Genomic DNA, 26676 nt, shown 5'->3' with positions numbered 1-26676 from the left:
GCACATGTCCGCGAATGGGGAGCAGCTATGGCCGGCAAGGCGCCGAAGAGTGATCCGGTCCAGGACGCGCCGCAGGTCGCGGAGCCGAAGCACGCGGCGGCGGGGCTGCCGGCGATCGGACACACACTGCGGATCGCGCAGCAGCAGATGGGGGTGAAGCGGACCGCGCTGACGCTGCTGCGGGTCAACCAGAAGGACGGCTTCGACTGCCCGGGCTGCGCCTGGCCGGAGCCGGAGCACCGGCACGCGGCGGAGTTCTGCGAGAACGGCGCGAAGGCGGTCGCCGAGGAGGCCACGCTGCGCCGGGTCACCCCGGAGTTCTTCGCCGCCCACACCGTCGCCGACCTGGCGACCAGAAGTGGCTACTGGCTGGGGCAGCAGGGGCGGCTCACGCACCCCATGTATCTCCCCGAGGGAGGCGACCGCTACGAGCCGGTGTCCTGGGAGCGTGCCTTCGACATCGTCGCCGAGGAACTGAACGCCCTCGGCTCCCCCGACGAGGCTCTCTTCTACACCTCGGGCCGGACGAGCAACGAGGCCGCGTTCCTGTACCAGCTGTTCGCCCGCGAGTTCGGCACGAACAACCTGCCGGACTGCTCCAACATGTGCCACGAGTCGTCGGGCTCCGCGCTGTCGGAGACGATCGGCGTCGGCAAGGGAAGCGTCCTGCTCGAGGACCTCTACAAGGCCGACCTGATCGTCGTCGCCGGCCAGAACCCGGGCACCAATCACCCTCGCATGCTCTCCGCGCTGGAGAAGGCGAAGGCGAACGGCGCGCGCGTCATCACGGTCAATCCACTGCCCGAGGCGGGCATGGAGCGGTTCAAGAACCCGCAGACCCCGCAGGGCATGCTCAAGGGCGCCGCCCTGACCGACCTGTTCCTCCAGATCCGCATCGGCGGCGACCAGGCCCTGTTCCGCCTCCTGAACAAACTGATCCTGGAGACCGGGGGCGCCGTCGACGAGGAGTTCGTCCGCGAACACACACACGGGTTCGAGGAGTTCGCCGAGGCCGCCCGCGCCGCCGACTGGGACGAGACGCTCACCGCGACCGGCCTCACCCGCGAGCGGATCGACGAGGCGCTGCGCATGGTCCTCGCCTCCGAGCGGACGATCGTCTGCTGGGCCATGGGCCTCACCCAGCACAAGCACTCCGTGCCGACCATCCGCGAAGTGGTCAACTTCCTGCTGCTGCGCGGGAACATCGGCCGTCCGGGCGCGGGCGTGTGCCCGGTGCGCGGCCACTCCAACGTGCAGGGCGACCGCACGATGGGCATCTTCGAGCGGCCCGCCCCGGCGTTCCTGAACGCACTGGAGAAGGAGTTCGGCTTCGCGCCGCCCCGGGAGCACGGCTACGACGTCGTACGGGCCATCCGGGCCATGCGCGACGACAAGGCGAAAGTGTTCTTCGCGATGGGCGGCAACTTCGTGTCGGCGTCCCCCGACACGGAGGTGACGGAAGCGGCGATGCGGCGGGCCCGGCTGACCGTGCACGTGTCGACGAAGCTGAACCGCTCGCACGCGGTCACGGGCGCGCGGGCTCTGATCCTGCCCACCCTGGGCCGCACCGAGCGTGACCTCCAGGGCGGCGGCGAGCAGTTCGTGACCGTGGAGGACTCCATGGGCATGGTGCACGCCTCACGCGGGCGCCTGGAGCCGGCGAGCGGCCGGCTGCTGTCCGAGCCGGCGATCGTGTGCCGGCTCGCCCGGCGGGTGCTCGGCCAGAACAGCCACACGCCGTGGGAGGAATTCGAGAAGGACTACGCGACGATCCGCGACCGTATCGCACGCGTGGTGCCCGGATTCGAGGACTTCAACGCGCGCGTGGCCGACCCCGCGGGCTTCGCGCTCCCGCACGCCCCGCGCGACGAGCGCCGCTTCCCCACGGCCACCGGCAAAGCCAACTTCACCGCCGCGCCGGTCGAGTACCCGCGACTGCCCAAGGGCCGCCTCCTACTGCAGACGCTCCGCTCACACGACCAGTACAACACCACGATCTACGGCCTCGACGACCGCTACCGCGGCATCAGAAACGGCCGCCGGGTCGTGCTGGTCAACCCCGAGGACGCGCGGGCGCTGAAACTCACCGACGGATCGTACGTGGACCTGGTGAGCGAGTGGAAGGACGACGTCGAGCGCCGCGCGCCCGGCTTCCGGGTGGTGCACTACCCGACGGCCCCCGGCTGCGCCGCCGCGTACTACCCGGAAACCAACGTGCTGGTGCCGCTGGACTCCACCGCCGACACCAGCAACACCCCGGCCAGCAAGTCCGTCGTGGTCCGTCTGGAACAATCGTCGACCGACTGAGCGTTCGCTCAGTCGGGCCGGCGTACGACCGCCGGCGGCGCAACGCGACCGACGACGAACGGAGCCCCATGGGCGAGCAGCACCACGTGAAGTTCCCGCAAGAGGTCATCGACGAGTACGCGGTCCTCGGTATCGACCTGGTCGCCATGTTCTCCGCGGGCCACCTGGGGACCCGGATGGGCGTGCGGATCGTGGAGGCCTCGGCGGACCGCGTCGTCGGCACCATGCCGGTCGAGGGCAACACCCAGCCGTACGGGCTGCTGCACGGCGGCGCGTCCGCCGTCCTCGCGGAGACACTGGGATCGGTCGGCTCCATGCTGCACGCGGGCAGCTCCAAGATCGCCGTAGGGGTCGACCTGAACTGCACGCACCACCGGGGCGCCCGGTCCGGGCTGGTGACCGGTGTCGCCACACCGTTGCACCGCGGGCGCTCGACGGCGACCTACGAGATCGTCATCAGCGACGAGACCGGCAAGCGGGTGTGCACCGCACGCCTGACGTGTCTGCTACGGGACAGCGGGCCCCTTCCCGAACCGGCCGACGCACATCAGGAGCGGCAATCGAGGTGATCACGGCACACATGCCGACCCGCACGGCGATCACACGGTGACCCCACCCCCGCAGGACGAACCTCCACTCCCCCGAACCAGCCACCGGCGAGTCCTGGAAACAACCGGAGCCGGGAAGCCCGAAGGCCTCCCGGCTCCCGCCACGCACCGTCGGCCAGAAGCCTCAGGCCGCGCCCTCGCCAAGGTACGCAGCCCGGATCCGGGGATCCGCCAGCAGCCCCTGAGCATCGCCCGACATCGCGATCGACCCCGTCTCCAGGACATAACCCCGGTTCGCCAGCCCCAGCGCCTGGGTCGCGTTCTGCTCCACCAGCAACACCGTCGTGCCCTGCTCGTTGATCTCCTGGACGATCTCGAAGATCTGCTGCACGATCAGCGGCGCCAGACCCATCGACGGCTCGTCCAGCAACAACAACTCCGGCCGACTCATCAGAGCCCGCCCGATCGCCAGCATCTGCTGCTCGCCACCGGACAAGGTGCCCGCCTGCTGCGAACGCCGCTCCGCGAGCCGAGGGAAGAGCTTGAACACCCGGTCCATGTCAGCGGAGTCCACCGACTTGAAACGGTACGCGCCCATCTCCAGGTTCTCGCGCACCGACATCGTCGCGAACACCCGCCGCCCCTCAGGCACATGCCCGACACCGAACTGCACCAACTCGTGCGACTTGATGCCGTCGATCCGCTGACCACGCAGGCAGACCTCGCCCTGACGCGGCTGCAGCATGCCGGAGATGGTACGCAACGTCGTAGTCTTGCCCGCGCCGTTACCACCGAGCAGAGCCACGATCTCGCCCTCGGCCACCGTCAGATCGATACCCTTGATCGCCTCGATGGCGCCGTACGACACCCGCAGACCCTTGAGTTCGAGCAGCGTGCCACCCGCGCCCTCGGCACCGCCCGGCTTCTTCTCCACATCCGTGGTCGTGCTCACTGGCCGTCCTCCGCGTCCGCCGCCGACTGGTGCTCATGCTCGGCGATGATCTCCTGGACCACCGCCGCGTCCTCCGCGGAGGAACCGAGATAGGCCTCGATCACGGCCGGATGCTGCTGCACCTCACCGGGCGTCCCCTCGGCGATCTTCTTGCCGAAGTTGAGCACCAGCACGCGGTCCGCCACCGACATCACCAACCGCATGTCGTGCTCGATCAGCAGCACACTCACGCCCAGTTCGGTATTGATACGGCGGATCAGCTGCTCCAACTCCAGCTTCTCCGTCGGGTTCGTGCCCGCCGCCGGCTCGTCCAGAAGCAGAACCTGCGGGTCGGTGGCCAACGCCCGCGCGATCTCCAGGCTGCGCTGATCTCCGTAGGAAAGGCTGCCCGCGATCTCGTTGAGCTTGCCCTCCAGACCGACGAACCTGAGCAGCCGGTGCGCCCGCTCGTCACTCAGCCGCTCGGCCCTGCGCGCGTTCGGCAACCCCAGCATGATCGAGACCGGACCCGCCTTCAGCCGGGTCTCCGCCGCGATCTTCACGTTCTCCAACGCCGTGAGCGCCGAGAACAACCGGATGTTCTGGAACGTACGGGCCACACCCAGCCGGTTGACGACATGCGGCTTGCTGCCCAGCAGGGACTTCTCGCCGCCGCCCTTCGGCCGGAAGACTATCTTGCCTTCCTGCGGGGTGTAGGCGCCCGTGAGCGAGTTGAACAGCGACGTCTTGCCCGCCCCGTTCGGACCGATAACGGCCAGGATCTCACCCCGCCGCATCCCCAGATCAACATGGTCCAAGCAGGTCAGCCCGCCGAACCGCAGAGTCACACCCGACGTCTGCAACACCAGTTCCGCGTCGCCGGACGCGGGCCCGGGAGCCGCGGTCGGCTCGCTCGTCACATCAGTGGTCATCAGAACCTGCCTCCCGCCGGCTCGGACATCGCATCCGCATCCCCGACACCCTCCTCGGCCATCCTCAGCTCACGCTGACGACGACGAGAAGGCCAGACACCCTGCGGCCGGTAAATCATCATGATCACAAGCAGCGCACCCAGGTACATGTACCGGTCCGACGGGTCCACGTAGTCCTTCAGCACCTCCGGCAACCACACCAGCGACGCGGCACCGATCAGCACACCCGGAATCGAGCCCATCCCACCGAAGATGACATAGGCCAGCACCAGGATCGACTGGAGCAGCGGAAACACCTCCGGGTTGATGTACCCGTACTTACTGGTGAACACCACACCCGCGACACCCGACGTCGAAGCGCCGATCGCGAACGCCATCAACTTGAACCGCACCGTGTCCACGCCGTTCGCCGCCGCCGCGATCTCGTCCTCACGGATCGCCGTCCACGCCCGCCCCACCCGGGAGTGCTCCAGCCGCGAGAACAGGACGATCACGATCACGATGAAGAAGACCAGCAGATACCAGTAAGGCAGCGGGTCGATCGACCACTTGTAGTCGATCCCGGCGAAATCGATCGAGAAGTCCGGAATCAACCGCGCACCCTGCGGGCCACCCGTCAGACCATCGGCGTTCTTAGCCACCAGATAGATGATCTCGTGGAAGCCCAGAGTGACGATCGCCAGATAGTCACCGCGCAGACGCAGCGTCGGCGCGCCCAGCAACACACCCGTGATCAGACAGGTCACCACCGCGATCGGGATCACCCAGAAGTTGTTCAGCACCATCGGAGGCTCGACCGGCAGATGCCCGGTCCAGTACGCCGTCGAGTACGCACCCACCGCGAAGAAGGCGAAGAACCCGAGATCCAGCAGACCCGCCCACCCGATGACCACGTTCAGGCCGATCGCCAGCAGAACGAAGATGGCGATCTGGTCCACCAGCACCGTCTGCCAATACCGCTCCAGACCGGACGGAATCACCAGCGCCAACACCACGACCAGCAGCAACAGACCCCAGCGCAGCCGCTTGTCCGCCTGCACCCGCGCCCGCGCCGCCCGCACCCACGTCCGCGCCCCACCGAGCGGACCACCCGCGTCCGCCTTCGCTCTCTCCTTCGCCACAACACCCCTCAGGGGCTCCCCGGCGAACTCGCGCAGCGCCCACACACCCACCGTCAGGCCCAGGCAGACCCACAGGCCACCGCCGGTGAACGTCGACCTGACCGAGAAGAAGATGTCCCGCGTGTTGCCCTGCTCACCCGTCACCAGCGCCAGCAGCACACCCAGCGCCACCATCGCCCACAACCGGGTGAACCGCGGCTGTTGATACCACGCCGTACGACGCAACTTGCCCGCCTCCGACGGAGTCAGATCCCTGGAGGTCTCCGCGACACTCATGCCGCCCTCCCCACTCGCTCACCGAGGATGCCCACCGGACGGAACATCAGCACCAGAATCAGAACGACCATCGCCGACACACTCCGCCACTCGTCACCGAGCAACGGCACCGTCATCGTCTCCACCAGGCCGATGAGAACACCGCCCAACATCGCGCCACGAATGTTTCCGATACCGCCCACAACAGCCGCCGCGAACGCGGTGATACCGGGTATGAAACCCATCGTGTACGAGGCCTGATTGAGGTTGGCGAACAAGAAACCCGCCACACCACCCAACACACCACCGATGATGAAGGTACGGGAGATCACCTTGTCGATGTCCACACCCATCAGACCCGCCACCTCGGCGTCCTGCGCGACCGCCCGAATACCCTTGCCGAGCTTCGTACGGTTCACGACCAGATCGAGAGCGATCATCATCACCACGGCCGTCGTGAACTGAAGCAGCTGAGTGACATTCACGCCGGCACCGAAAAGAGTGAACACCGGCTTGTTCTCGTACATCTCCGGCAACGGCAGCGGATCACGACCGAACAGCTTGCCCGCCAGATTGTAAAGAAAGAACGAAGCACCGATCGCCGTGATCAGAAAGATCAGACGCGGCGCACCACGTCGACGCAACGGCCGGTACGCGACCTTCTCCAGACCATACGCCGTGACACCACCGAACAACGCCGAACCCGCCATCGCCAACGCGACGAACCCGATCGAGGCCAGCGCCGACGGACTGTCCCCCGGATCGACAAGAGTAAGGACGACAAGACTGCCGTACGCGCCCATCATGAACACCTCGCTGTGCGCGAAGTTGATGAGCTGCAGCACACCGTAAACAAGGGTGTAGCCGATAGCGATGACGGCATACAAAGAGCCGAGCATCAACCCTAGGACGAGATAGTCCCAGAATTCCTGAAGGGACATGGAGCAGACTTCCTCGTGGGAACCGGGCAAGCCGCTGCGCTCGTGGGCGAGAGCGACCCGCAGTGGAACATTTCGGACCAGACGGCGACCGCGCCCCTCGCAGACGTGGGGCCGGGAGGTGACCACTGCCTCCCGGCCCCACGTCGCTGGCGTCAGCCGCTAGCGCCCCGGCCTCAGCCGACCAGGTCCTTGACGTTGCCCTGGTAGTCGATCTTGCCGCTCTTCACCTGATAGATGAAGACGTCCTCACCCTTGAACTCGCCGTTCTCACCGAACGAGAAGGTCTTGGTCAGACCCTTGTACGAGGCCTTGGCGAGAGCATCACGAAGCGCCTCACGCTCGACGTCGGCACCCGTCTTCTTGATCTCCTCGATCACCATGTTGGTGATGTCGTACGCCTCAGCCGAGTACGTACCCGGAGCGCGGTTGAACTTCTTCTCGTAGTCCTCCGCGAACTTCTTCGTCCCCTCCTCCACGGTCGAGTCCGTGCAGGGGCAGGTCAGGTACCAGTTCTCGGAGGAGTCACCGGCGAGCTCGACGAACTTGGCGTCGTTGGAGCCGTCACCCGAGATACCGGCGCCCTTGTAGCCCGCCTCCTTCAGCTTCTTCGCGAACGGTGACAGGTCCTGGTAGTAACCCGCGTAGATCAGCGCATCGGCCTTGGAGTTCACGACGTCCTTGGCCGTGGCGCTGTAGTCCGGCGTCTTCGCCGGAACGCTCTTCTTCACGACCTCGACGCCCGCGGCCCTGAGGTTCTCCTCGGCAACCCCGGCCAGCCCCACTCCATAGTCGGTCTTGTCGTCGATCAGGTAGACCTTCTTGGCCTCGATCTCCTTCACGAAGAAGTCGGCCATGGCCTTACCCTGCATGTTGTCGTTGGGCACACCACGCAGGAAACTGGTGAATCCGTTCGCCGCTTCCGTGATGGTCGGGTTCGTCGCCGACGGCGACACCGTCACCAGCCCCGACTCCGCATACAGCGGCGAAGACGAGATGGTCGCACCCGAGAAAGCAGGACCGACAACCGCGACGACACTCTCGTCGTCGATCAGCTTCTGCGCGGCAGCCGGCGCCTTGTCCGGCAGACCCTGGTCGTCCGCCGCGACGTACTCGAGCTCGAAGTCGAGGTCACCACCCGCATTGGCCTGCTCAATGGCCAGCTGAACACCGTTCTGCATGTTCTCGCCCAGTGCGACATTGTCACCCGAAAGCGGGCCCTGGAAGGCTATCTTCAGAGCGCCGTCACCACTACCCGAGCCGCCACCGCCACAACCGGTCAGCGCCAACGCTCCCACGGCCACCGGAATGGCCAGCCTGACGATGGTCTTGTTCAGCACGTAAGGACTCCCTGGCGCGAACGATCCTCCCGGCAGAAGAAACGTCATCCCCTGCTCCGACACCACCCACACGTGCGGTGTGCCCGGAATGTATTCGGACGCCCAACCGAACGGATAGGTCACGGACGGATGTGTGATCGCCCTGTGACCTCAGCCATACGCCGGAAACAGGACACCACAGACCGACAAGCGAACATCTCAGCCACCGGCAGCACACCGCACAAGAGCCACACAAGAGCCACCTGACGTGCGCAGACGCGCCCCACACAGCCACAGGCAGGCACGAAACCAACACGATCCCAGCCACCGCGAGGCCCCCGGAACGACCCTCACCACCACCCGCACAGCACCGATCGCCCCCTCCCCCCCACGACCCACACCCGCGCCAACAACACGAAACCCCCAGCCGCCATCACCCTGCCCAAGCAGGACCGGACCGAGGGCTCCACCCAACCGCCGCGCTACTTCTGCGCCTTCTTCTCGTCGGCATCCTGAATGACCGCCTCAGCCACCTGCTGCATCGACATCCGACGGTCCATCGACGTCTTCTGAATCCACCGGAACGCCGCCGGCTCCGTCAACCCGTACTCCGTCTGCAGAATCGACTTCGCCCGGTCCACCAGCTTCCGAGTCTCCAGACGCAGAGTGAGGTCGGCGACCTCCTTCTCCAACTCCTTCAACTCCGTGAAACGAGACACCGCCATCTCGATCGCCGGAACCACATCACTCTTACTGAACGGCTTCACCAGATACGCCATCGCACCCGCATCCCGAGCCCGCTCGACCAGATCCCGCTGCGAGAAGGCCGTCAACATCAACACCGGGGCGATACCCTCCTCGGCGATCTTCTCCGCCGCCGAGATACCGTCCATCTTCGGCATCTTCACATCCAGGATCACCAGATCCGGCCGGTGCTCCCGGGCCAGCTCGATGGCCTGCTCACCGTCACCGGCCTCGCCCACGACGGAGTAGCCCTCCTCTTCGAGCATCTCCTTCAGGTCGAGGCGGATCAACGCCTCGTCCTCGGCGATGACGACACGGGTCGTCAGCGGAGGCACGTGCGACTTGTCGTCGCGGGGTGCGTCGAGGGGCTGGGGCGACTCGGGGGCGGTCACGTGGGCTCCTTGTTCCAGGCAGGGGTACTGCTGACAAGAGAGTACCTAGCTGCGGTAAAGTAGTGAGCACGGAGTCGGAGTGAGCCTTCGATTCCTAGGCCCTGGTAGTCCAATTGGCAGCAGACAATGGTCTCAAACACCATACAGTGTGGGTTCGAGTCCCACCCAGGGCACTTTTCCTTCAAGTCCAAGGTCACCACCCTCAAGCGGATGTCCACGTTCCCGTGAACATCCGCTTATTGCTGCATGCCGTCAAGGTAGATAACGCAAAGTGACTGCATGAACTTCCATGGCACTGAAGTTCGACAGAGGGCCCTTACACTGCTACGCGGCGGCGCAACGAACGCGAGCGTGGCACGCAAGCTCAACGTGCCGCTAGGAACGATCGGTTACTGGAAGCATCTCGACCGGGCGAAGCGTGGTGAGCACCCCGGGCGGCACAGGACTCTTTGCCCGCGGTGCGACGGACGAGCGCTTGACGAGTCGGCGTACAGCTACCTGCTCGGGCTCCAACTGGGCGACGGCCACATCGTCCAGAACCGCGCCATGCGATCGCCCAGCTTGTCCATCTCGTGCACCGAGGCACATCCCGGGCTGATGGACCTGTGCGAAAGAGCCATGCGGACGGCACTCCCGGGGAACTCCGTGTGCAGGGTTCGGCGGAAAGGCTGCCGAGAGGTGAAGCTGTACTCCACGCACATGCGATGCCTCTTCCCCCAGCACGGCCCCGGCAAGAAGCACGAGCGCCGGATCGTGCTCGAACCCTGGCAGCAGGACATCGTCGATGCCCACCCGTGGGAGTTCGTCCGGGGCCTCATCCACTCCGACGGATGTCGCCTCACCAACTGGACCACCCGCCTCGTCGGCGGTGTACGCAAGCGCTACGAGTACCCGCGCTACTTCTGCACCAACGTCTCCGACGACATCCGACAGCTCTACACCGCCACCCTGGACAAGCTCGGTGTCGAGTGGACGCACTGCACCCCGCAACGGCGACCCGTACGACATCTCCGTCGCCAAGAAGGCCTCCGTCGCCCTCATGGACGCCTACGTAGGCCCCAAACACCGACCCCTCCCACGGCCGGGCGGGTCACAGGTGTGGTGGCAGCATGGTGAAGCGGGCGTTGACCTGGGCGTAGAGGCGTTGGCGTTGGGGTTCGAGGTCGAGGGGTGGGGTGGTGTCCTCGGTTGCGGCGGACAGGGAGCGCATGCGGCTGCCGGCGGCGGGGTGGGGTTGGGTGTTCTCGGCGCCGATGTCGGCGAGTTCCACGAGCGCGGCGAGGGTGGTGTCGAGGGCTTCGGCGTATTCCCTCGCGCGTTGTACGGCTTCCTTGACGGCTTTTTGTCGGGCTTGTTTGTGGGCGGGTGAGCCGGGGCGGAGGGACCACCAGGGGCCGTCGACGCGGGTGAGGTCGAGGTCGGCGAGGCGTGTGGTGAGTTCGCCGAGGGCGGTGAAGTCGGTGAGGTCCGCGGTGATGTGGACTCGGCCGTGGTAGGCGTGGATGCGTTCGCCTCTGCCTTTCTCCTTCAGTTCGGGGGTGATGGAGAAGGCGCCTGTCTCCAGTCGTTCGACTGCTTCGCCGTAGGTTTTGATGAGGTCGAGGACGGTGGTGTTGCGGCGGGTGAGGTCGTCGAGGGCGGCGCGTCGGTCTTTGCCGCGGGCGAGGACGGTGGCGGTGATGCGGGCTATTTCGGGGTCGACTTCGAGGTGTGCTTCGCCGCGGACGGCGATGCGGGGTGCGTCGGGGGTGCCGTAGGGCGGGGCGGTGGGCTGGGGTTCCTCGGGGTTGGTGGTCATAACGTCCCACTCTGTCACCTGTGGGGTGGTGGAGGGGGTGGCTGGTCACCAGATCGCAACCTGGGGGGTCTGTTGCGGTGGGGAGGGGGCGGGTCAGAATCTACGCGCGTTGTCACGTCAGCGCGCGCGTGTCTTGGTGTGGGCACTGGCGTTGGTGCCGACGCTGTCTACGCGCGTTGAGATCGTTCGTTCGCCCGAGGAGTGTCCCGATATGCCCTTGAATCGCCGGAAGTTCTTGAAGAAGTCCGCTGTGACCGGTGCGGGTGTTGCCGTCGCCGGTTCGGCGATGGCTCCGAGTGCGCGGGCGGCCACAGTGAGGGGTGGGGGAAGAAGGCCCCGAAGCGGTACGCGTTCACGGTCATGGGGACGACGGACCTGCATGGCAATGTCTTCAACTGGGACTACTTCACGGACCGGGAGTTCGACGACAAGGCGCACAACGACGTCGGTCTGGCGAAGATCTCCACGCTGGTGAACCGGATCCGGGAGGAGAAGGGGCGTCGTAACACGCTGCTGATCGACGCCGGTGACACGATCCAGGGCACGCAGTTGTCGTACTACTACGCGAAGGTCGACCCGATCACCGCCAAGGGTGGTCCGGTGCATCCGATGGCGCAGGCGATGAACGCGATCGACTATGACGCGGCGGCGCTGGGCAACCACGAGTTCAACTACGGCATTCCGGTGCTGCGGAAGTTCCAGGAGCAGTGTCGTTTCCCGCTGTTGGGGGCGAACGCGCTGGACGCGAAGACGCTTCGGCCGGCGTTTCCGCCGTACAGCATGCACCGGCTGCGTACGCCGCACGGGCGTGATGTGAAGGTGGCGGTGCTGGGGCTGACGAATCCGGGTATCGCGATCTGGGACAAGGCGAACGTGCAGGGGAAGATGACGTTCCCGGGGCTGGAGGAGCAGGCGGCGAAGTGGGTGCCGAGGCTGCGGTCGATGGGGGCGGATGTCGTCATCGTGTCGGCGCACAGTGGGTCGTCGGGTACGTCGTCGTACGGTGACCAGCTGCCGTATGTCGAGAACGCGGCGGGGCTGGTGGCCGAGCAGGTGCCGGGGATCGACGCGATTCTCGTGGGGCACGCGCACACGGAGATCGCGGAGTACTTCGTCACGAACAAGAAGACCGGTCAGCGGGTCCTGCTCTCGGAACCGTTGAAGTGGGGGCAGCGGCTGACGCTGTTCGACTTCGAGTTGGTGTGGAGCAGGGGTTGTTGGAAGGTCGAGAAGGTGGGTGCTCAGGTCCTGAACTCCAACACGGTGGAGGAGGACCCGGGGATCGTCAGGCTGCTGGGTGACGAGCACGAGAAGGTCGTGGCGTATGTCAACCAGGTGATCGGTACGAACGCCGCGGAGATGACGTCGGTGGAGGCGCCGTACAAGGATGTGGCGATCATTGATCTGATCAACCACATTCAGGCCGACACGGTGCGGCAGGCGTTGGCCGCGACGGAGTACGCGTCGCTGCCGGTGCTGTCGCAGGCGGCGGCGTTCTCGCGGAGTGCGAGGATTCCGGCGGGTGATGTGACGATCCGGGATGTGGCGGGTCTGTATGTCTTCGAGAACACGCTGGAGGCGCGTCTGATGACGGGTGCGCAGATGAAGGCGTACCTGGAGTTCTCGGCGAACTATTTCGTGCGGACGGCGCCGGACGCGGTGGTCGATCCGGCGGAGCTGACGAATGCGGACGGTACGCCGGACTACAACTATGACGCGGTGAGCGGTCTGTCGTACGAGATCGACATCGCCAGGCCGGCGGGGTCGCGTGTCGTGAATGTCCGGTTCGAGGGTGCGCCGTTGGCGGATGATCAGAAGTTCGTGTTCGCGGTGAACAACTACCGGGCCAACGGCGGCGGTAACTTCCCGCATGTGGCCGCGGCCCAGCTGCTGTGGTCGAACTCGGACGAGATCCGTAACACGATGATCGCGTGGGTGAAGGCGAAGGGGTCGATCGATCCGGCTGAGTTCGCGTCGGTGGACTGGAAGCTGACGCGGGACGGTACGCCGGTCTTCTAGGGGTTTCCCGGGCGGTTTCTGGTCTGTCACAGGGTCAGCGGGCTGAGGTCGACGGCGTCGGCGATGGTTTTCGCGCCGGCGTCGTTGACGTGGAGGCCGTCGCCGCTGTTGTGGTCGTCGCGGATCCGGGTGGGCTGTTCCGGGTCGGTGACGGCGGCGGCGATGTCGATGACGGCGTGGGTCGGTTCCTCGCCGGCGGTGACGGTGCCTTCGACGGGGTCGGTGGTGATCTCCTCGCCGGGCGGGACGGTGGCGGTCTCGGCGCCGGCGAGGAGGAGGGTGGTGTCGGTGGCGCTGCCTTCGGTGCGGCGGGCGAGGTGGTGCCGCCGATGTGGAGGGGGGTGTGGCCGTAGCGGTTGCCGAGGTGGACGCGGAGTGGTTCGCCGCTGCCGGCGGTGCGCAGGGTCTGGCTACGGTCTGGTCGGTGAAGCCTCGGACCTCGAAGAGTTCGAGGGTTTCGCGGGGGTCGATGACGGCGGAGTGGTGTGCGTCGATCCAGGCCTTGCCTGCGGGGGTGCTGGTCACGGCCGAAAGGTAGGCAGGTTTTCTGCGGCCGTCATCCCTCTTGCCCCACTTCTCTACTTTTCGATTACCTTGTGTCGGTGAGCGGGGTCAGGGGGGTGAGGGCTTTCTCCTGCCGGGCGTGCGGGATCCGCGGCCGGCGTTCGAGGCCGAAGGTGGTGAAGGCCGTGCGGCTGGGGAGCGGGTAGGGCTCCTTGCCGGTGAGGGTGTTGAGGATGGTGGCGCTGCGCCAGGCGGCGAGGCCGAGGTCGGGGGCGCCGACGCCGTGGGTGTGCAGTTCGGCGTTCTGGACGTAGACGTGGCAGCCGGAGGCGGTGACGGACGGGTCGAGGATCATGCGGAAGTTCTCGTCGACGCGGGGCCGCTCGCGGCTGTCGCGCCGCATGTACGGGTCGAGGCCGGCGAGGACGCGGTCCAGGGGGCGCTCGTGGTAGCCGGTGGCGAGGACGACGGCGTCGGTGGTGAGGCGGGAGCGGGTGCCCTGTTCGATGTGTTCGAGGTGCAGCTCGACCCTGGTGGTGGCGAGGCGGCCGGCTGTGCGGACGTTGACGCCGGGGGTGAGGACGGCGTCGGGCCAGCCGCCGTCGAGGGTGCGGCGGTACAGCTCGTCGTGGATGGCGGTGATCGTGTCGGTGCCGATGCCCTTGTGGAGCTGCCACTGGGCGGCCACGAGCCGGTCCCGGGTCGGTTCGGCCAGGGCGTGGAAGTAGCGGGTGTAGTCGGGTGTGAAGTGTTCCAGGCCCAGTTTGGAGTACTCCATGGGGGCGAACGCCTCCGTACGGCCGAGCCAGTGCAGTCCCTCGCGTCCGGCGGGCCGGTGGCGCAGCAGGTCGAGGAAGACCTCGGCGCCGGACTGTCCCGCGCCGATCACCGTGACGTGGTCGGCGGCGAGCAGGCGGTCGCGCTCGCCGAGGTAGTCCGCGGCGTGGATGACGGGCACGCCGGGTGCCTCGACGAGCGGCTTGAGGGGTTCGGGCACATGGGGTTCGGTGCCGACGCCGAGCACGATGTTCCGGGTGTGGGTGCGGCCGGGCGCCGCGGTTTCTCCGTTGTCGTCGAGCTGGGTGAAGTCGACCTCGAACAGGTCGCGTTCGGGGTTCCAGCGCACGGAGTCGACCTGGTGGGCGAAGTGGAGTCCGGGCAGGTTCTCGGCGACCCATCGGCAGTAGGTGTCGTACTCGGCGCGCTGGATGTGGAACCGCTCGGCGAAGTAGAAGGGGTAGAGCCGGTCGCGGGTTTTGAGGTGGTTCAGAAAGGACCAGGGGCTCATCGGGTCGGCGAGGGTCACCAGGTCGGCGAGGAAGGGCACTTGGATGGTGGCGCCCTCGATGAGCAGCCCGGGGTGCCAGTCGAAGGTGGGGCGCTGTTCGTAGAAGACGGCGTCGAGTTCGGCGAGGGGGTGGGCGAGGGCGGCGAGGGAGAGGTTGGCGGGTCCGATGCCGATGCCGACGAGGTCGCGGGGGGCTTCGGGTGCGTGGTCTTCGTGTGGTGGGGGCGTGCTCATGTGGGGGTGTGTCCTTCTGCGGGGTCTGCGGGGTCGAGCAGGTCTGCGAGGTCGAGCAGGGCGGCGAGGTGGGCGGGCCGGGTGTGGGGATTGAGGAGGGTGGCTTTGAGCCACAGGCGGCCGTCGAGGAGGGCGCGACCTATGACGGCCCGGCCGTCGTGCAGCAGGTGGCGGCGTGCGGCTGCCACGGTGTCGTCGGAGGCCCCGGCGGGGCGGAAGAGGACCGTGCTGAGGGTGGGCCGGTCGTAGAGCTCGAAGCGGGGGTGTGCCTCGATGAGTGCGGCGAACTCCTGGGCGAGGTCGCAGACGTGGTCGACGAGGTCGCCGAGTCTTGTGCGGCCAAGGGTCTTGAGGGTGACGGCGATTTTGAGGATGTCGGGGCGGCGGGTGGTCCGTAGTGACCGGCCGAGCAGGTCGGGCAGGCCGGCTTCGGTGTCGTCGCTCGCGTTGAGGTAGTCGGCCTGGTGGTGCAGTGCGGCGAGGTCCGCGGTGTCGCGTACGGCGAGGAGGCCGGCGGCGGCCGGTTGCCAGCCGAGTTTGTGCAGGTCGAGGGTGACGGTGTGGGCGCGGGTGAGGCCGTCCAGTCGGTCTCGGCGCCGGTCGCTGAGGAGGAGGCCGCCGCCGTAGGCGGCGTCGATGTGGAGGCGGGCGCCGTGGGCCTCGCAGCGGTCGGCGATCTCGGGCAGCGGGTCGATGAGTCCGGCGTCGGTCGTACCGGCGGTGGCCGCGACCAGGAGGGGTCCGTGGAGGTGGGTGAGGGCGTCGTCGAGGGCGGCGGGGTCCAGGGTGCCGGCCGGGGTGGGGATCGTGACGGGTTCGGGCAGGCCGAGGAGCCAGGCGGCGCGGAGGAGGGAGTGGTGGGCGTTGGCTCCGCAGACGAGCTGTACCGCGCGGTGTGTCGCGCTGTGTGTCTCCCGGGCCAGGAGGAGGGCGAGGTGGTTGGATTCGGTGCCGCCGGTGGTGACCAGGGCGTCGGCGGCACGCACTTCCTGGGCCAGGGCCCGGGTGACCAGGGCTTCGAGTGCGGAGGCGGACGGGGCCTGGTCCCAGGAGTCGAGGGAGGGGTTCAGTACGGAGGCGGCCAGGTCCGCGGCGGCGGCCACGGCCAGGGGCGGGGTGTGCAGGTGGGCCGCGCACAGGGGGTGGGCGGGGTCGGCGGTGTCTGCCGCGAGGGCCCGGATCAGTCGGTGGAGCGCGTCCGGTTCGCCTTCGGTGGGGAGTGCTTCCCCGAGCGCGTCCCGCATCCGCGCCGTGACCGCTTCCGGGCCCCCGGCGGGGAGGGGGCCGTTCCGTGCGTCGGCGCCCTCCCGGAGTGCGACGAGCACGGTGTCGAGCAACGGCCTTAGGGCGCCGGGGCCTTGGGGTCCTGAGGCGAGGGGCGGGGCGGTCATGGGATCCTCCGGGGCACGGGGAATCCCATCTTGTACGCCGATCGGGTGCCGAGCCCGGAAAGGCCGTCAAGTACCACCAAAAGAGGGTACGGGGGGCACCGCTCGCGGCGGCGCCCCCACCGGCGCGCCCCGTGGCGCTTCTACGCCCGGCGCACGCGCAACGCCCTTTGCAGGTCGTCCAGTTGGTCGACCAGTTTGCGTCGGAGTGCCGGAATCGGCTTGTCGTCCCGGAGGCACCGTTCCCCCAGTCCGACGGTCTCCGCGTCCACGGCGTACACCGGGAAGGCCCACCGCCCGGCTGCGTCCGCCATGGCGGGCCCTCGGCGAGTGGCCAGGGCCACCGCGTCGGCCCAGTAGCGCTCGACGTACTCCTGGAGGGTGTCGGCCTGTTCTGGCTGCCAGAACCCCTGGGCGGTGGCGGTGAAGAGGTAGTTGGAGAGCTGGTCCGTGGCGAACATCGCCTCCCAGGCGGCGTTCTTGGCCTCCGGTTCGGGCAGGGATGCCTGGCAGCGGGCGGCGCCCTCCTGGCCGGTGGCGCTCGGGTCGCGCTCCAGTTCCTCGGCGATCGCGGCGGCGTCCACCGCGCCGAGGACGGCGAGCCGGGCGAGGACGCGCCAGCGCAGGTCGGGGTCGAGTTCGGGGCCGCCGGGGGCCGTGCCGTCGGCGAGCCAGGCGGCGATGGTGTCGGGGTGGGCGGCGACGTCGATGAAGTGGCGTACGGCGGTGAGGCGCAGGCCGGGGTTGTCGCCGTCCTCGGTGCGGCGGATGAGGTCGCGGCACAGGGAGGTGAGGGTGGACAGGCCGGCGGGCCGCTGGTCGGGGGCGAGGTAGCGGTCGGCGACCTGGGTGGTGGCGAAGGCGAGGACGCCCTGGACGACGGCGAGGTCGCTCTCGTGGGGGAGGTGGGTTCGGGCGGCCTCCAGGTAGGCGGCGGGCTGCAGTTGGCCGTCGCGGACCATGTCGCGCAGGGTGTTCCACAGGACTGCGCGGCTGAGGGGGTCGGGGACTCCGGAGAGGCGGCTGAGGGCGGTTTCCTGGGAGGTGGCGTCGAGGCGGATCTTGGCGTAGGTGATGTCGCCGTCGTTGAGGAGGACGAGTGCGGGGCGGGGGCCGGTGGCGCTGATGCCGATGTCCTCGTCGGCGGGGAGGTCGGCTTCGACGCGGGTGCGCAGGGTCAGTCGGCCGGGGTCGTTCAGGTCGTGGTCGTAGACGCCGACGCTGATGCGGTGCGGGCGTCGGGCGCCGGGCGTCTGGAGGGTGGAGAGGTGGGTGAGGCCGTCGCGGTCACGGGCCGGGTCGGGTGCGGACCGGACGCCGGGGCTGCCCTGGTGGCGGATGTCGAGGTGCCAGTTTCCGTTGTCGGCGCGGAGTTCGGGGATGAGGGTGTCGGCGCCGGTGGTGCGCAGCCATGCGTCGGCCCAGGCGTGGACGTCGCGTTCGGTGGCGCCGGCGAGGTTGTCGATGAAGTCGGCGAGGGTGGCGTTGCCGAAGCGGTGGCGGGCGAAGTGGGCGTTGATGCCGGTGAGGAAGTCCTTCTCGCCGAGCCAGGCGACCAGTTGGCGCAGGGCGGAGGCGCCCTTGGCGTAGGAGATGCCGTCGAAGTTGAGGAGGGCGGCGGCGGTGTCGTCGACGGCCTCGGGGGCGACGGGGTGGGTGGAGGGGCGCTGGTCGGCGTCGTATCCCCAGGCCTTGCGGGCGATGCCGAAGTCGACCCACGTGTCGGTGAAGCGGGTGGCTTCGGTGAGGGTCTGGTAGCCCATGTACTCGGCGAAGGACTCGTTCAGCCAGATGTCGTCCCACCAGGTGAGGGTGACGAGGTCGCCGAACCACATGTGGGCCATCTCGTGGGCGATGACCATGGCGCGGGTCTGCCGCTCGGTGTCGGTGACGGCGGAGCGGTAGACGAACTCGTCGCGGAAGGTGACGAGGCCGGGGTTCTCCATGGCGCCGGCGTTGAACTCGGGGACGAAGGCCTGGTCGTAGGAGTCGAAGGGGTACGGCTCCTCGAACTTCTCGTGGTAGCGGTCGAAGCAGGCGCGGGTGATGTCGAGGATCTCGTCGGCGTCGTTGTCCAGGTGGGGGGCGAGGGAGCGGCGGCAGTGGAGGCCGAAGGGCAGGCCGCGGTGTTCGGTGCGTACCGAGTGCCAGGGGCCGGCGGCGACGGCGACGAGGTAGGTGGAGATGAGCGGGGTGGTGGCGGCGCGCCAACTGCCGTCGCTCTGCTGGGCGGTGATGCCGTTGGCGAGGACGGTCCACCCTTCGGGGGCGGTGACGGTGAGGCCGAAGACGGCTTTGAGGTCGGGCTGGTCGAAGGCGGCGAAGACGCGCTGGACGTCGTCCATGAAGAGTTGGGTGTAGACGTAGGTCTCGCCGTCGGTGGGGTCGGTGAAGCGGTGCATGCCCTCGCCGGTGCGGGAGTAGCGCATGGCGGCGTCGACGCGCAGTTCGTGCTCGCCCGGGGTGAGGCCCTTGAGGGGGAGGCGGTTGCCGTCGAGGGTCTCGGGGTCGAGGGGCTTGCCGTCGAGGGTGACGGAGCGCAGTTGTGCGGGCTTGAGCTCGACGAAGGTGTCCGCGGCCTTCTTCTTCCCCGCACGGTGAAGTGGATGACGGTACGGGAGTGGAAGGTCTCGTCGCCGCGCGTGAGGTCGAGGGCGATCTCGTAGCGGTGGACGTCGAGGATCCGGGCACGGGCATGCGCTTCGTCGCGCGTCAGTACGGACATGAGGGACATGCTGCCTGATGCCCTGGGCACGGGACAGGGGCGGGCCTGGTACGCGACCTATGTCCGGTCGTGCGCGCCGTTTGCCCGGCCGTGTGCGGCCTGTGCCCGGTTCTTCGCGCCCGCGGGCCGCGCGGGGACACGGCCGCTGTCCTGGTGTTCCGTCGCCTGTAGCCCGTTGGGCGGGGGCCATGGGGCGGCGGGTTTCGTGACGAGGTCGGCGACGCGGAGGCGGTAGGCGGCGGACATGCGGACGTCGGGGACCGTCGGCTCGTGGTGGGGTGGTGCGCGATCGGTCGCCCGGACCCCCGGTTTCTCGCTGTGGGTAGCCGTTTCCTGGCTAGGAGTGCTCGCGCGGGATGCCTCTGGAGGACTCGATGTCACTCCCCTGCGTCGGGTGCTGTGGCGGTCGTGCCGGTCGTGCCGTCCAGTGCGCCGTCCGCGATGCGTTCGTGGTGCCGGATGACCTCGGCGATGATGAAGTTGAGCAGCTTCTCCGCGAACGCCGGGTCCAGCTTGGCGCTTTCGGCGAGCCCGCGCAGCCGGTCGATCTGTTGTGCCTCGCGGCCGGGGTCGGCGGCGGGGAGGCGGTGTGCGGCCTTGAGGTGGCCGACCCGCTGGGTGCACTTGAAGCGTTCGGCGAGCATGTGGACGACGGCGGCGTCGATGTTGTCGATGCTGTCCCGCAGGCGTGTGAGTTCCGCCCGTACCCGCGCGTCGACCTCGGCGTCCGGCGCGTTCGTGGTGGTGTTCGCCTCGTCGGTGTTGCTGGTGGTCATGGTTGTCACCCTACGGCGCCGACGGTGCGTCGCCCGCCCCGCCCGCCTGCGCGCGGTGCCCGGTGCGGCTGTCGGCGAGGATCCGTGCGCACCGCCTTAGAGTGGACGTATCGAGGCGTCTTTGGGGGTACGGACGTGGCGAACGGCGGACCTGTCGAGCACGGCTTCCCGCACCTGGACACCGTGCGGGCGTCGATCACCGCGCTGTACAAACGGCTGTCGTACGACACGATCCAGACCTTCGCCACCAGTGTGGCCCCGGTCGACGTGGCGTTCTGCGACACGGACGATCTCCATCTGGGTGCTCAGCGGGTGGCTCGTGAGCTGGTGCGGCACTATCGGCTGCCGGACGCCCGGTTGATCGTCGGGTTCCGGGAGATGACCCACGCGGCGCATGTCGAGCTGGCGGCCGGGCCCGAGTACTTCGTCGAGCTCAACGACCGCTTCCGCACACATCGCAGAGACATCGGGGCCGCCCTCGCCCACGAGGTCATGCATGTCTGTCTGCACCGCCTCGGGTTGTCCTTTCCCGGCACCCGCGAGAACGAGATCCTCACGGACACGGCGGCGACGTATCTGGGGGCGGGATGGCTGCTGTTGGACGCGTACCGGGAGGACGCCGCGTCGTCGCAGAAGCTGGGGTATCTGACGCCGGAGGAGTTCGGGTACGTGCTGGCCAAGCGGGCGCGGTTGTTCGGGGAGGACCCTTCGGTCTGGTTCACCAGTGCCCAGGCGTATTCCGCGTACGCGCAGGGCCGTGCGCGGGCTCGCCGGGACGAGCAGCAGCCGCCGATGACCTCGGCGGGGTGGGCCGGGCGGCGGCGGTACGCGCGGGATCGGCGCCATGCGCAGGACCTGCGGTCGGCCTCGCCGGCGTCGGGGGTGGCGTATGTGTTCACGTCCGAGGGGCGGGGGCCGCTGCGGGTGTCGTTTCCTTGTCCGACGTGTCATCAGCGGATCAGGGTGCCGGTTCGGGGGCGGGTCCGGGCGCGGTGCGGGTTGTGCCGGACGGTTCTGGAGTGTGACACGTAGGTCTCTCGGGCGCGGGTGGGCTGTTGGGCGCGTGAGGGGGTGGGGGCGCGGTGCGTTCGGCGGGTGCGGGTTCGTCGTGGTTGGTCGCGCGGTTGCCCGCGCCCCTGAAAGAGCTTTGGCCGCCTGTTCACCCGGACCCGTACACCGGTCCGGGTGTCCGCGCCTCCGCGAGCAGCTTCCGTACGGTCGCCCCCGCTTCCTCCGGGCTCCAGCGTGCCCCCTTGTCCGCGCTCGGGCCCGGGTGCCAGCCCTCCATGACGGTGATGCGCCCGCCCTCTGTCTCGAAGACGCGGCCGGTGACGCCGGTGCTCGCGGTGGAGCCGAGCCAGACGACCAGGGGGGAGACGTTCTGCGGGGCCATCGCGTCGAAGCCGGCGTCGGGCGCGGCCATGGCTTCGGCGAGGACACCTTCGGTCATTCTGGTGCGCGCCGCGGGGGCGATGGCGTTGACCTGGACGCCGTAGCGGGCCAGTTCGGCGGCGGCGACGAGGGTGAGGCCGACGATGCCGGCCTTGGCGGCGCTGTAGTTGCCCTGGCCGAGTGAGCCCAGCAGGCCGGCGCCGCTGCTGGTGTTGACGATCCTCGCCGTGGGTGTGCGGCCGGCCTTGGTCTCGGCGCGCCAGTGCGCGGCGGCGTGTTTCAGGGGGAGGAAGTGGCCCTTGAGGTGGACGCGGAGGACGGCGTCCCAGTCGTCCTCGTCGAGGTTGACGAGCATGCGGTCGCGGAGGAAGCCGGCGTTGTTGACGAGGGTGTCGAGTCGGCCGTACGTGTCCAGGGCGGTGCGGACGAGGGAGGCGGCGCCGTCGGTCGTGGCGATGTCCCCGTCGTGGGCGATCGCTTGCCCGCCGCCTGCGCGGATCTCGTCGGCGACTTGGGCGGCCGGGCTGTCGGGGTGCGGGGTGCCGTCGAGGCCGACGCCGAGGTCGTTGACGACCACGCGGGCGCCCTCGGCGGCGTGGGCGAGCGCGTGTGCGCGGCCGAGGCCACGGCCGGCGCCGGTCACGATCACGACGCGTCCTTCGCAGAGCCGGTCGGTACCGCTCATCACGGTCTCCCTTTTCTCTTTGTCCATGTCAGCCCTTTTGGTTCAGGTCGGCCGTCGCCTGCTCCCTGCCGGGCATCGCATGCTCGTTGTCGGTCGGCGACTGCTCTTTGCCGGGTGTCGCCTGCTCCTTGCCGGCCGTCGGCTGCTCGTCGTTGACCGTCGCCGCGTCGAGGAAGGCGGGGCGTTCTCCGCCGCCGTGGACGAGGAGGGAGGCTCCGGTGATGTACGCCGCCGCGTCGGAGGCGAGGAAGACCGCGGCGTCGCCGATGTCGGCGGGGGCGGCGAGGCGGCCCAGCGGGACCGTGCGGGCGACGGCGGCGATGCCGTGCTCGTCGCCGTAGTGGAGGTGGGCGAGTTCCGTGCGGACCATGCCGAGGACGAGGGTGTTGACGCGTATCTCGGGGGCCCACTCCACGGCCATCGAGCGCGCCAGGTGTTCCAGGCCCGCCTTGGCCGCGCCGTACGCCGCCGAGCCGGGCGACGGGCGGCTGCCGCTCACACTGCCGATCATCACGATCGTGCCCCGGGCCCGCCGGAGGTGGTCGTGGGCGGCGAGGGAGACGGTCAGCGGGGCGGTGAGGTTGAGTTCGATGACGCGGGCGTGGTGGTGGGCGTCGGTCTCGGCGAGCGGGCGACACGGGGTGCCGCCGGCGTTGTTCACGAGGACGTCCACGCGGGGCAGCTCGGCGAAGAAGCGGTGTACGGCGCCGGCGTCCCGTACGTCCAGTGGCATGAACTCGGCGCCTTTGAGGGGCCCTTCGGGCGGGCGGCGGGCGCAGGTCACGACCTCGGCGCCGGCTTCGGTGAAGGCCCGCGCGATGCCGGCGCCGACGCCGCGTGTGCCGCCGGTGACGACGGCGAGCTTCCCGTTGAGCCGCATCCGCTGCTACCTTCCACCCAAGAGACATACCTAACAAACGTTAGGTGGAAGGTAGCTGATGCTCTGATGGGTGTCTCCACCTCGTCCCCGGAAAAGGGGATTTCCGCTGTCACGGTCGACTTCCCGCCGGTGAACGCGCTGCCGGTGCGCGGGTGGTTCGAGCTGGCCGACGCCGTGCGCGGCGCGGGCCGCGATCCCGAGGTGCGGTGTGTGGTGCTGGCGGCCGAGGGGCGCGGGTTCAACGCCGGGGTGGACATCAAGGAGATCCAGGCGGCGGGACAGCGCGCGCTGATCGGCGCCAACCACGGCTGCGCGGAGGCCTTCGCGGCCGTGTACGAGTGCGCGGTGCCGGTGGTTGCCGCCGTGCAGGGGTTCTGTCTGGGCGGCGGGATCGGCCTGGTGGGCAACGCGGACGCGATCGTGGCGAGCGAGGACGCGACCTTCGGGCTGCCCGAGCTGGACCGGGGCGCGCTGGGTGCGGCGACCCATCTGGCCCGGCTGGTGCCGCAGCATCTGATGCGCGCGCTGTACTACACCTCCCGTACGGCGAGCGCGGCCGAGCTGCGGGCGCACGGTTCGGTGTGGCGGGTCGTACCGCGCGCCGAACTGCCCGCCGCAGCGCTGGAGTTGGCGCGCGAGATCGCCGCGAAGGACGGTCGGCTGCTCCGGCTGGCCAAGGCCGCGATCAACGGTGTCGACCCCGTCGACGTCCGCCGCAGCTACCGATTCGAGCAGGGCTTCACCTTCGAGGCGAACCTCAGCGGGGTGGCCGACGAGATCCGCGGCACCTTCGGGAGGGCCGGGGACGACCGGGGACGGGCAGCGGGGAAGGACGGCGGGGAGGCCGGGGATGAGGGGACCTAGGTGAGCGACAAGACGATGACCGCCGACGAGGCCGTCTCGCGGCTGGCGAGCGGGATGACCCTCGGCATCGGCGGCTGGGGCTCGCGCCGCAAACCCATGGCACTGGTGAGAGCGCTGCTCCGGTCGGAGATCACCGATCTCACGGTCGTTGCGTACGGCGGCCCGGACATCGGCATGCTCGCCGCCGCCGGACGCATCCGGAAACTGGTCGCCGCCTTCGTCACCCTCGACTCCGTCCCCCTCGAACCGCACTTCCGCGCCGCACGCGAGCGGGGTGCCTTCGAGCTGATGGAGGTCGACGAGGCGATGTTCATGTGGGGGTTGCGTGCCGCCGCCAACCGGCTGCCCTTCCTGCCGGTACGGGCGGGGATCGGCTCGGACGTGATGCGGGTCAACCCCGCTCTGCGGACCGTGACATCGCCGTACGACGACGGAGAGACCTTCGCCGCCATGCCCGCGCTGCGCCTGGACGCCGCGTTCGTGCACGTCAACCGGGCCGACCGGCTCGGCAACGGCCAGTACCTCGGCCCGGACCCGTACTTCGACGACCTCTTCTGCGAGGCGGCCGACACAGCGTACGTCTCCTGCGAACGGCTCGTGGACACGGCCGAGCTGACGAAGGACGCCCCGCCCCAGACGCTGCTGGTCGGCCGCCATGTGGTGACGGGCGTGATCGAGGCCCCGAACGGCGCGCACTTCACCTCCTGCGCACCCGACTACGGCCGGGACGAGGCCTTCCAGAAGAGGTACGCGACGACTCCCTGGCCCCAGTTCGCGGCGCGGTATCTCAGCGGCGACGAGGGGGCGTACCAGTCGGCGGTCAGGGAGGGGTCATGAGCGGAGTCACCCGCACCGAGTACTGCGTGATCGCCTGTGCCGAGGCCTGGCGGGGGGCGGGGGAGATCCTCGCCAGTCCCATGGGTCTGATCCCGTCGCTTGGGGCGCGGCTCGCCAGGTGGACCTTCTCGCCGGACCTGTTGCTGACCGACGGCGAGGCCATGCTCGTGGGTCTCGACGGCACGCCGGAGGGCTGGCTGCCCTACCGCAGGCACCTCGCGCTCGTCACGGGCGGCCGGCGGCACGTGATGATGGGCGCGAGCCAGCTCGACCGCCACGGCAACCAGAACATCTCCTGCGTCGGCGACTGGGAGCGACCCCGCCGCCAGCTGCTCGGTGTGCGCGGCGCCCCCGTCAACACCGTGAACCACGCCACGAGTTACTGGGTGCCGAAGCACTCGCGGCGGGTCTTCGTCGAGAAGGTCGACATGGTGTGCGGGGTGGGCTACGACCGCGTGGCCGAGCATCCGGCCGCCGCCCGCTTCCACCGCATCGCCCGCGTCGTGTCCGACCTCGGCGTCTTCGACTTCGCCACTCCCGACCGCTCGATGCGGCTGGCCTCACTGCATCCGGGTGTCACGGTCGAGCAGGTCGGGGAGGCGACCGGTTTCGGCCTCGCCGTCCCGGACGAGGTGCCGTACACCCGGGAGCCCACCGAGGCCGAGCTGAGGCTGATCCGCGAGGTGATCGACCCGGAGAACACCCGTGCACGCGAGGTCAGGGGGTAGCGGGGATGGACACGGCCCTCACCCGGCTCGTCGGCGTCCGCCATCCGATCGTCCAGACCGGCATGGGCTGGGTCGCCGGCCCCCGGCTGGTCTCCGCCACGGCGAACGCGGGCGCGCTCGGCATCCTGGCCTCCGCGACGATGACGCCCGCGAGGCTCCGGGAGGCCGTACGGGAGGTGAAGGCCCGCACCGGCGGCCTGCCCTTCGGGGTGAACCTGCGGGCGGACGCGGGGGACGCGCGGGAACGGGTGCGGATCATCGTCGAGGAGGGTGTCCGGGTGGCGTCCTTCGCGCTCGCGCCGTCCAGGGAGCTGATCGCCGAGCTCAAGGACGCGGGCGTCGTCGTGATCCCGTCCGTCGGCGCCCGGCGGCACGCCGAGAAGGTGGCCGCGTGGGGTGTGGACGCGGTCGTCGTGCAGGGCTGCGAGGGCGGCGGGCACACGGGCGAGGTGGCGACGACCGTCCTGCTGCCGCAGGTCGTGGACGCCGTCGGCATTCCCGTCGTGGCCGCCGGCGGTTTCCACGACGGGCGCGGACTTCTCGCCGCGCTGGCCTTCGGGGCGGCCGGGGTGGCCATGGGCACACGCTTCCTGCTCACCTCGGACTCGACCGTGCCCGACGCGGTGAAGGCCCGCTATCTGGCGGCGACGGTCAGGGACGTCACCGTCACGACCGCCGTGGACGGGCTGCCGCACCGCATGCTCCGCACGGAGTTCGTGAACGCCCTGGAGGCGTCCGGCCGTACGCGCGCCCTGCTGCGCGCCGTACGCCACGCGGCCGGCTTCCGGCGGCTCTCCGGCCTCACCTGGCGCCGCATGGTCCGCGACGGCCTCGCGCTGCGGCACGGCAAGGACCTCACCTGGAGCCAGGTCCTGCTCGCCGCCAACACGCCCGTGCTGCTCAGGTCCGCCATGGTGGACGGCCGTACGGACCTGGGGGTGATGGCGTCCGGGCAGGTCGCCGGGGTGATCGACGACCTGCCGTCGTGCGCGGAGCTGGTGGAGCGGATCATGAAGGAGGCGGAGGAGGTGCGGGAGCGCCTCGCAGCCGCCCGGTGACCGTCACAGCCGC

Annotated in this window: 20 protein-coding genes, 1 tRNA gene and 3 pseudogenes; 11 read left to right on the top strand and 13 right to left on the bottom strand. The window is 68.9% G+C overall.

Annotation, left to right across the window (positions count from 1 at the left end; translation table 11 throughout):
• Window positions 1-27 precede the first annotated feature (27 nt).
• Window positions 28-2307, top strand: coding sequence for an FdhF/YdeP family oxidoreductase (locus WBG99_RS27405; protein ID WP_338898854.1), 2280 nt, complete (start codon window positions 28-30; stop codon window positions 2305-2307).
• A 68-nt stretch (window positions 2308-2375) separates the two neighbouring features.
• Window positions 2376-2876, top strand: coding sequence for a hotdog fold thioesterase (locus WBG99_RS27400; protein ID WP_338898853.1), 501 nt, complete (start codon window positions 2376-2378; stop codon window positions 2874-2876).
• Between the two features lie 163 nt (window positions 2877-3039).
• On the opposite strand, the gene WBG99_RS27395 is transcribed toward WBG99_RS27400, so the two are convergent.
• The 6 genes from WBG99_RS27395 to WBG99_RS27370 form a co-directional block, all read right to left on the bottom strand.
• Window positions 3040-3807 carry an ABC transporter ATP-binding protein gene (locus tag WBG99_RS27395; RefSeq protein WP_338898852.1) on the bottom strand — a complete coding sequence of 256 codons (768 nt, stop codon included), beginning with the start codon at window positions 3805-3807 and terminating at the stop codon, window positions 3040-3042.
• The gene (locus WBG99_RS27390) at window positions 3804-4718 is read right to left on the bottom strand and encodes an ABC transporter ATP-binding protein (protein ID WP_338898851.1); all 915 of its coding nucleotides are present in this window, start codon (window positions 4716-4718) and stop codon (window positions 3804-3806) included. Before WBG99_RS27390 ends, WBG99_RS27395 begins: the two co-directional genes overlap by 4 nt.
• Window positions 4718-6115 (bottom strand): branched-chain amino acid ABC transporter permease, encoded by a 1398-nt coding sequence (locus WBG99_RS27385; protein ID WP_338898850.1) that lies wholly within the window; start codon window positions 6113-6115, stop codon window positions 4718-4720. Before WBG99_RS27385 ends, WBG99_RS27390 begins: the two co-directional genes overlap by 1 nt.
• Complete coding sequence (locus WBG99_RS27380) at window positions 6112-7035, bottom strand: branched-chain amino acid ABC transporter permease (RefSeq protein WP_338898849.1); 924 nt, start codon at window positions 7033-7035, stop codon at window positions 6112-6114. Before WBG99_RS27380 ends, WBG99_RS27385 begins: the two co-directional genes overlap by 4 nt.
• Before the next feature lie 173 nt (window positions 7036-7208).
• Window positions 7209-8372, bottom strand: a complete 1164-nt coding sequence (locus tag WBG99_RS27375) for a branched-chain amino acid ABC transporter substrate-binding protein (RefSeq protein WP_338898848.1) — start codon at window positions 8370-8372, stop codon at window positions 7209-7211.
• Window positions 8373-8833: 461 nt separating this feature from the next.
• Window positions 8834-9487, bottom strand: a complete 654-nt coding sequence (locus tag WBG99_RS27370) for a response regulator (RefSeq protein ID WP_338898847.1) — start codon at window positions 9485-9487, stop codon at window positions 8834-8836.
• A gap of 98 nt (window positions 9488-9585) precedes the next feature.
• Between WBG99_RS27370 and WBG99_RS27365 the strand changes: the two genes are divergently transcribed.
• Window positions 9586-9660 (top strand) — tRNA-Leu (locus WBG99_RS27365).
• Window positions 9661-9766: 106 nt separating this feature from the next.
• Window positions 9767-10553, top strand: a pseudogene (locus tag WBG99_RS27360) (helix-turn-helix domain-containing protein); the annotation flags it as partial.
• A 24-nt stretch (window positions 10554-10577) separates the two neighbouring features.
• Here the strand turns inward: WBG99_RS27360 and WBG99_RS27355 are convergent.
• Window positions 10578-11285 carry an SIMPL domain-containing protein gene (locus WBG99_RS27355; protein ID WP_338898846.1) on the bottom strand — a complete coding sequence of 236 codons (708 nt, stop codon included), beginning with the start codon at window positions 11283-11285 and terminating at the stop codon, window positions 10578-10580.
• Window positions 11286-11496: 211 nt separating this feature from the next.
• On the opposite strand from WBG99_RS27355, the pseudogene WBG99_RS27350 reads away from it, so the two are divergent.
• Both WBG99_RS27350 and WBG99_RS27345 read left to right on the top strand, forming a co-directional pair.
• Window positions 11497-13304 (top strand): annotated as a pseudogene (locus tag WBG99_RS27350) (5'-nucleotidase C-terminal domain-containing protein).
• Window positions 13305-13393: 89 nt separating this feature from the next.
• Window positions 13394-13657, top strand: a complete 264-nt coding sequence (locus tag WBG99_RS27345) for a hypothetical protein (RefSeq protein WP_338898845.1) — start codon at window positions 13394-13396, stop codon at window positions 13655-13657.
• A gap of 236 nt (window positions 13658-13893) precedes the next feature.
• Here WBG99_RS27345 and WBG99_RS27340 read toward each other — a convergent pair whose 3' ends face one another.
• The 4 genes and pseudogenes from WBG99_RS27340 to WBG99_RS27325 form a co-directional block, all read right to left on the bottom strand.
• Entirely contained in the window at window positions 13894-15330 is a 1437-nt protein-coding gene (locus tag WBG99_RS27340; protein ID WP_338898844.1) for a SidA/IucD/PvdA family monooxygenase, read from the bottom strand.
• Window positions 15327-16721 carry an aminotransferase class V-fold PLP-dependent enzyme gene (locus tag WBG99_RS27335; protein ID WP_338898843.1) on the bottom strand — a complete coding sequence of 465 codons (1395 nt, stop codon included), beginning with the start codon at window positions 16719-16721 and terminating at the stop codon, window positions 15327-15329. Before WBG99_RS27335 ends, WBG99_RS27340 begins: the two co-directional genes overlap by 4 nt.
• Window positions 16722-16861: 140 nt before the next feature.
• Window positions 16862-19452 (bottom strand): annotated as a pseudogene (pepN, locus tag WBG99_RS27330) (aminopeptidase N).
• Between the two features lie 368 nt (window positions 19453-19820).
• Complete coding sequence (locus WBG99_RS27325) at window positions 19821-20219, bottom strand: chorismate mutase (RefSeq protein ID WP_338898842.1); 399 nt, start codon at window positions 20217-20219, stop codon at window positions 19821-19823.
• A 135-nt stretch (window positions 20220-20354) separates the two neighbouring features.
• Between WBG99_RS27325 and WBG99_RS27320 the strand changes: the two genes are divergently transcribed.
• Window positions 20355-21251 (top strand): hypothetical protein, encoded by an 897-nt coding sequence (locus tag WBG99_RS27320; RefSeq protein ID WP_338900509.1) that lies wholly within the window; start codon window positions 20355-20357, stop codon window positions 21249-21251.
• A gap of 127 nt (window positions 21252-21378) precedes the next feature.
• Here WBG99_RS27320 and WBG99_RS27315 read toward each other — a convergent pair whose 3' ends face one another.
• Together WBG99_RS27315 and WBG99_RS27310 are read right to left on the bottom strand one after the other, a co-directional pair.
• Window positions 21379-22296: an SDR family oxidoreductase gene (locus WBG99_RS27315; protein ID WP_338898841.1), complete on the bottom strand. Its 918-nt coding sequence runs from the start codon at window positions 22294-22296 to the stop codon at window positions 21379-21381.
• Window positions 22297-22324: 28 nt separating this feature from the next.
• On the bottom strand, window positions 22325-23176 hold the full coding sequence (locus WBG99_RS27310; RefSeq protein ID WP_338898840.1) for an SDR family oxidoreductase: 852 nt from the start codon (window positions 23174-23176) through the stop codon (window positions 22325-22327).
• Between the two features lie 66 nt (window positions 23177-23242).
• Here WBG99_RS27310 and WBG99_RS27305 point away from each other — a divergent pair, with 66 nt between their 5' ends.
• From WBG99_RS27305 to WBG99_RS27290, 4 genes are read left to right on the top strand one after another with little or no spacing between them, the layout of a single operon-like run.
• A complete protein-coding gene (locus WBG99_RS27305; RefSeq protein WP_338898839.1) occupies window positions 23243-24040 on the top strand; it encodes an enoyl-CoA hydratase family protein in 798 nt (265 codons plus the stop codon).
• Window positions 24041-24877, top strand: a complete 837-nt coding sequence (locus tag WBG99_RS27300; protein ID WP_338898838.1) for a CoA-transferase — start codon at window positions 24041-24043, stop codon at window positions 24875-24877.
• Complete coding sequence (locus tag WBG99_RS27295) at window positions 24874-25605, top strand: CoA-transferase (protein WP_338898837.1); 732 nt, start codon at window positions 24874-24876, stop codon at window positions 25603-25605. Before WBG99_RS27300 ends, WBG99_RS27295 begins: the two co-directional genes overlap by 4 nt.
• A 5-nt stretch (window positions 25606-25610) precedes the next feature.
• Window positions 25611-26663, top strand: coding sequence for a nitronate monooxygenase (locus WBG99_RS27290; protein ID WP_338898836.1), 1053 nt, complete (start codon window positions 25611-25613; stop codon window positions 26661-26663).
• Window positions 26664-26676: the final 13 nt, after the last annotated feature.

Origin of the sequence: Streptomyces sp. TG1A-60, from assembly GCF_037201975.1 — a bacterium.
GTDB lineage: Bacteria > Actinomycetota > Actinomycetes > Streptomycetales > Streptomycetaceae > Streptomyces.
The sequence above is the reverse complement of the archived record's forward strand: the minus strand, read 5'-3'. Positions and strand labels throughout refer to the sequence as shown.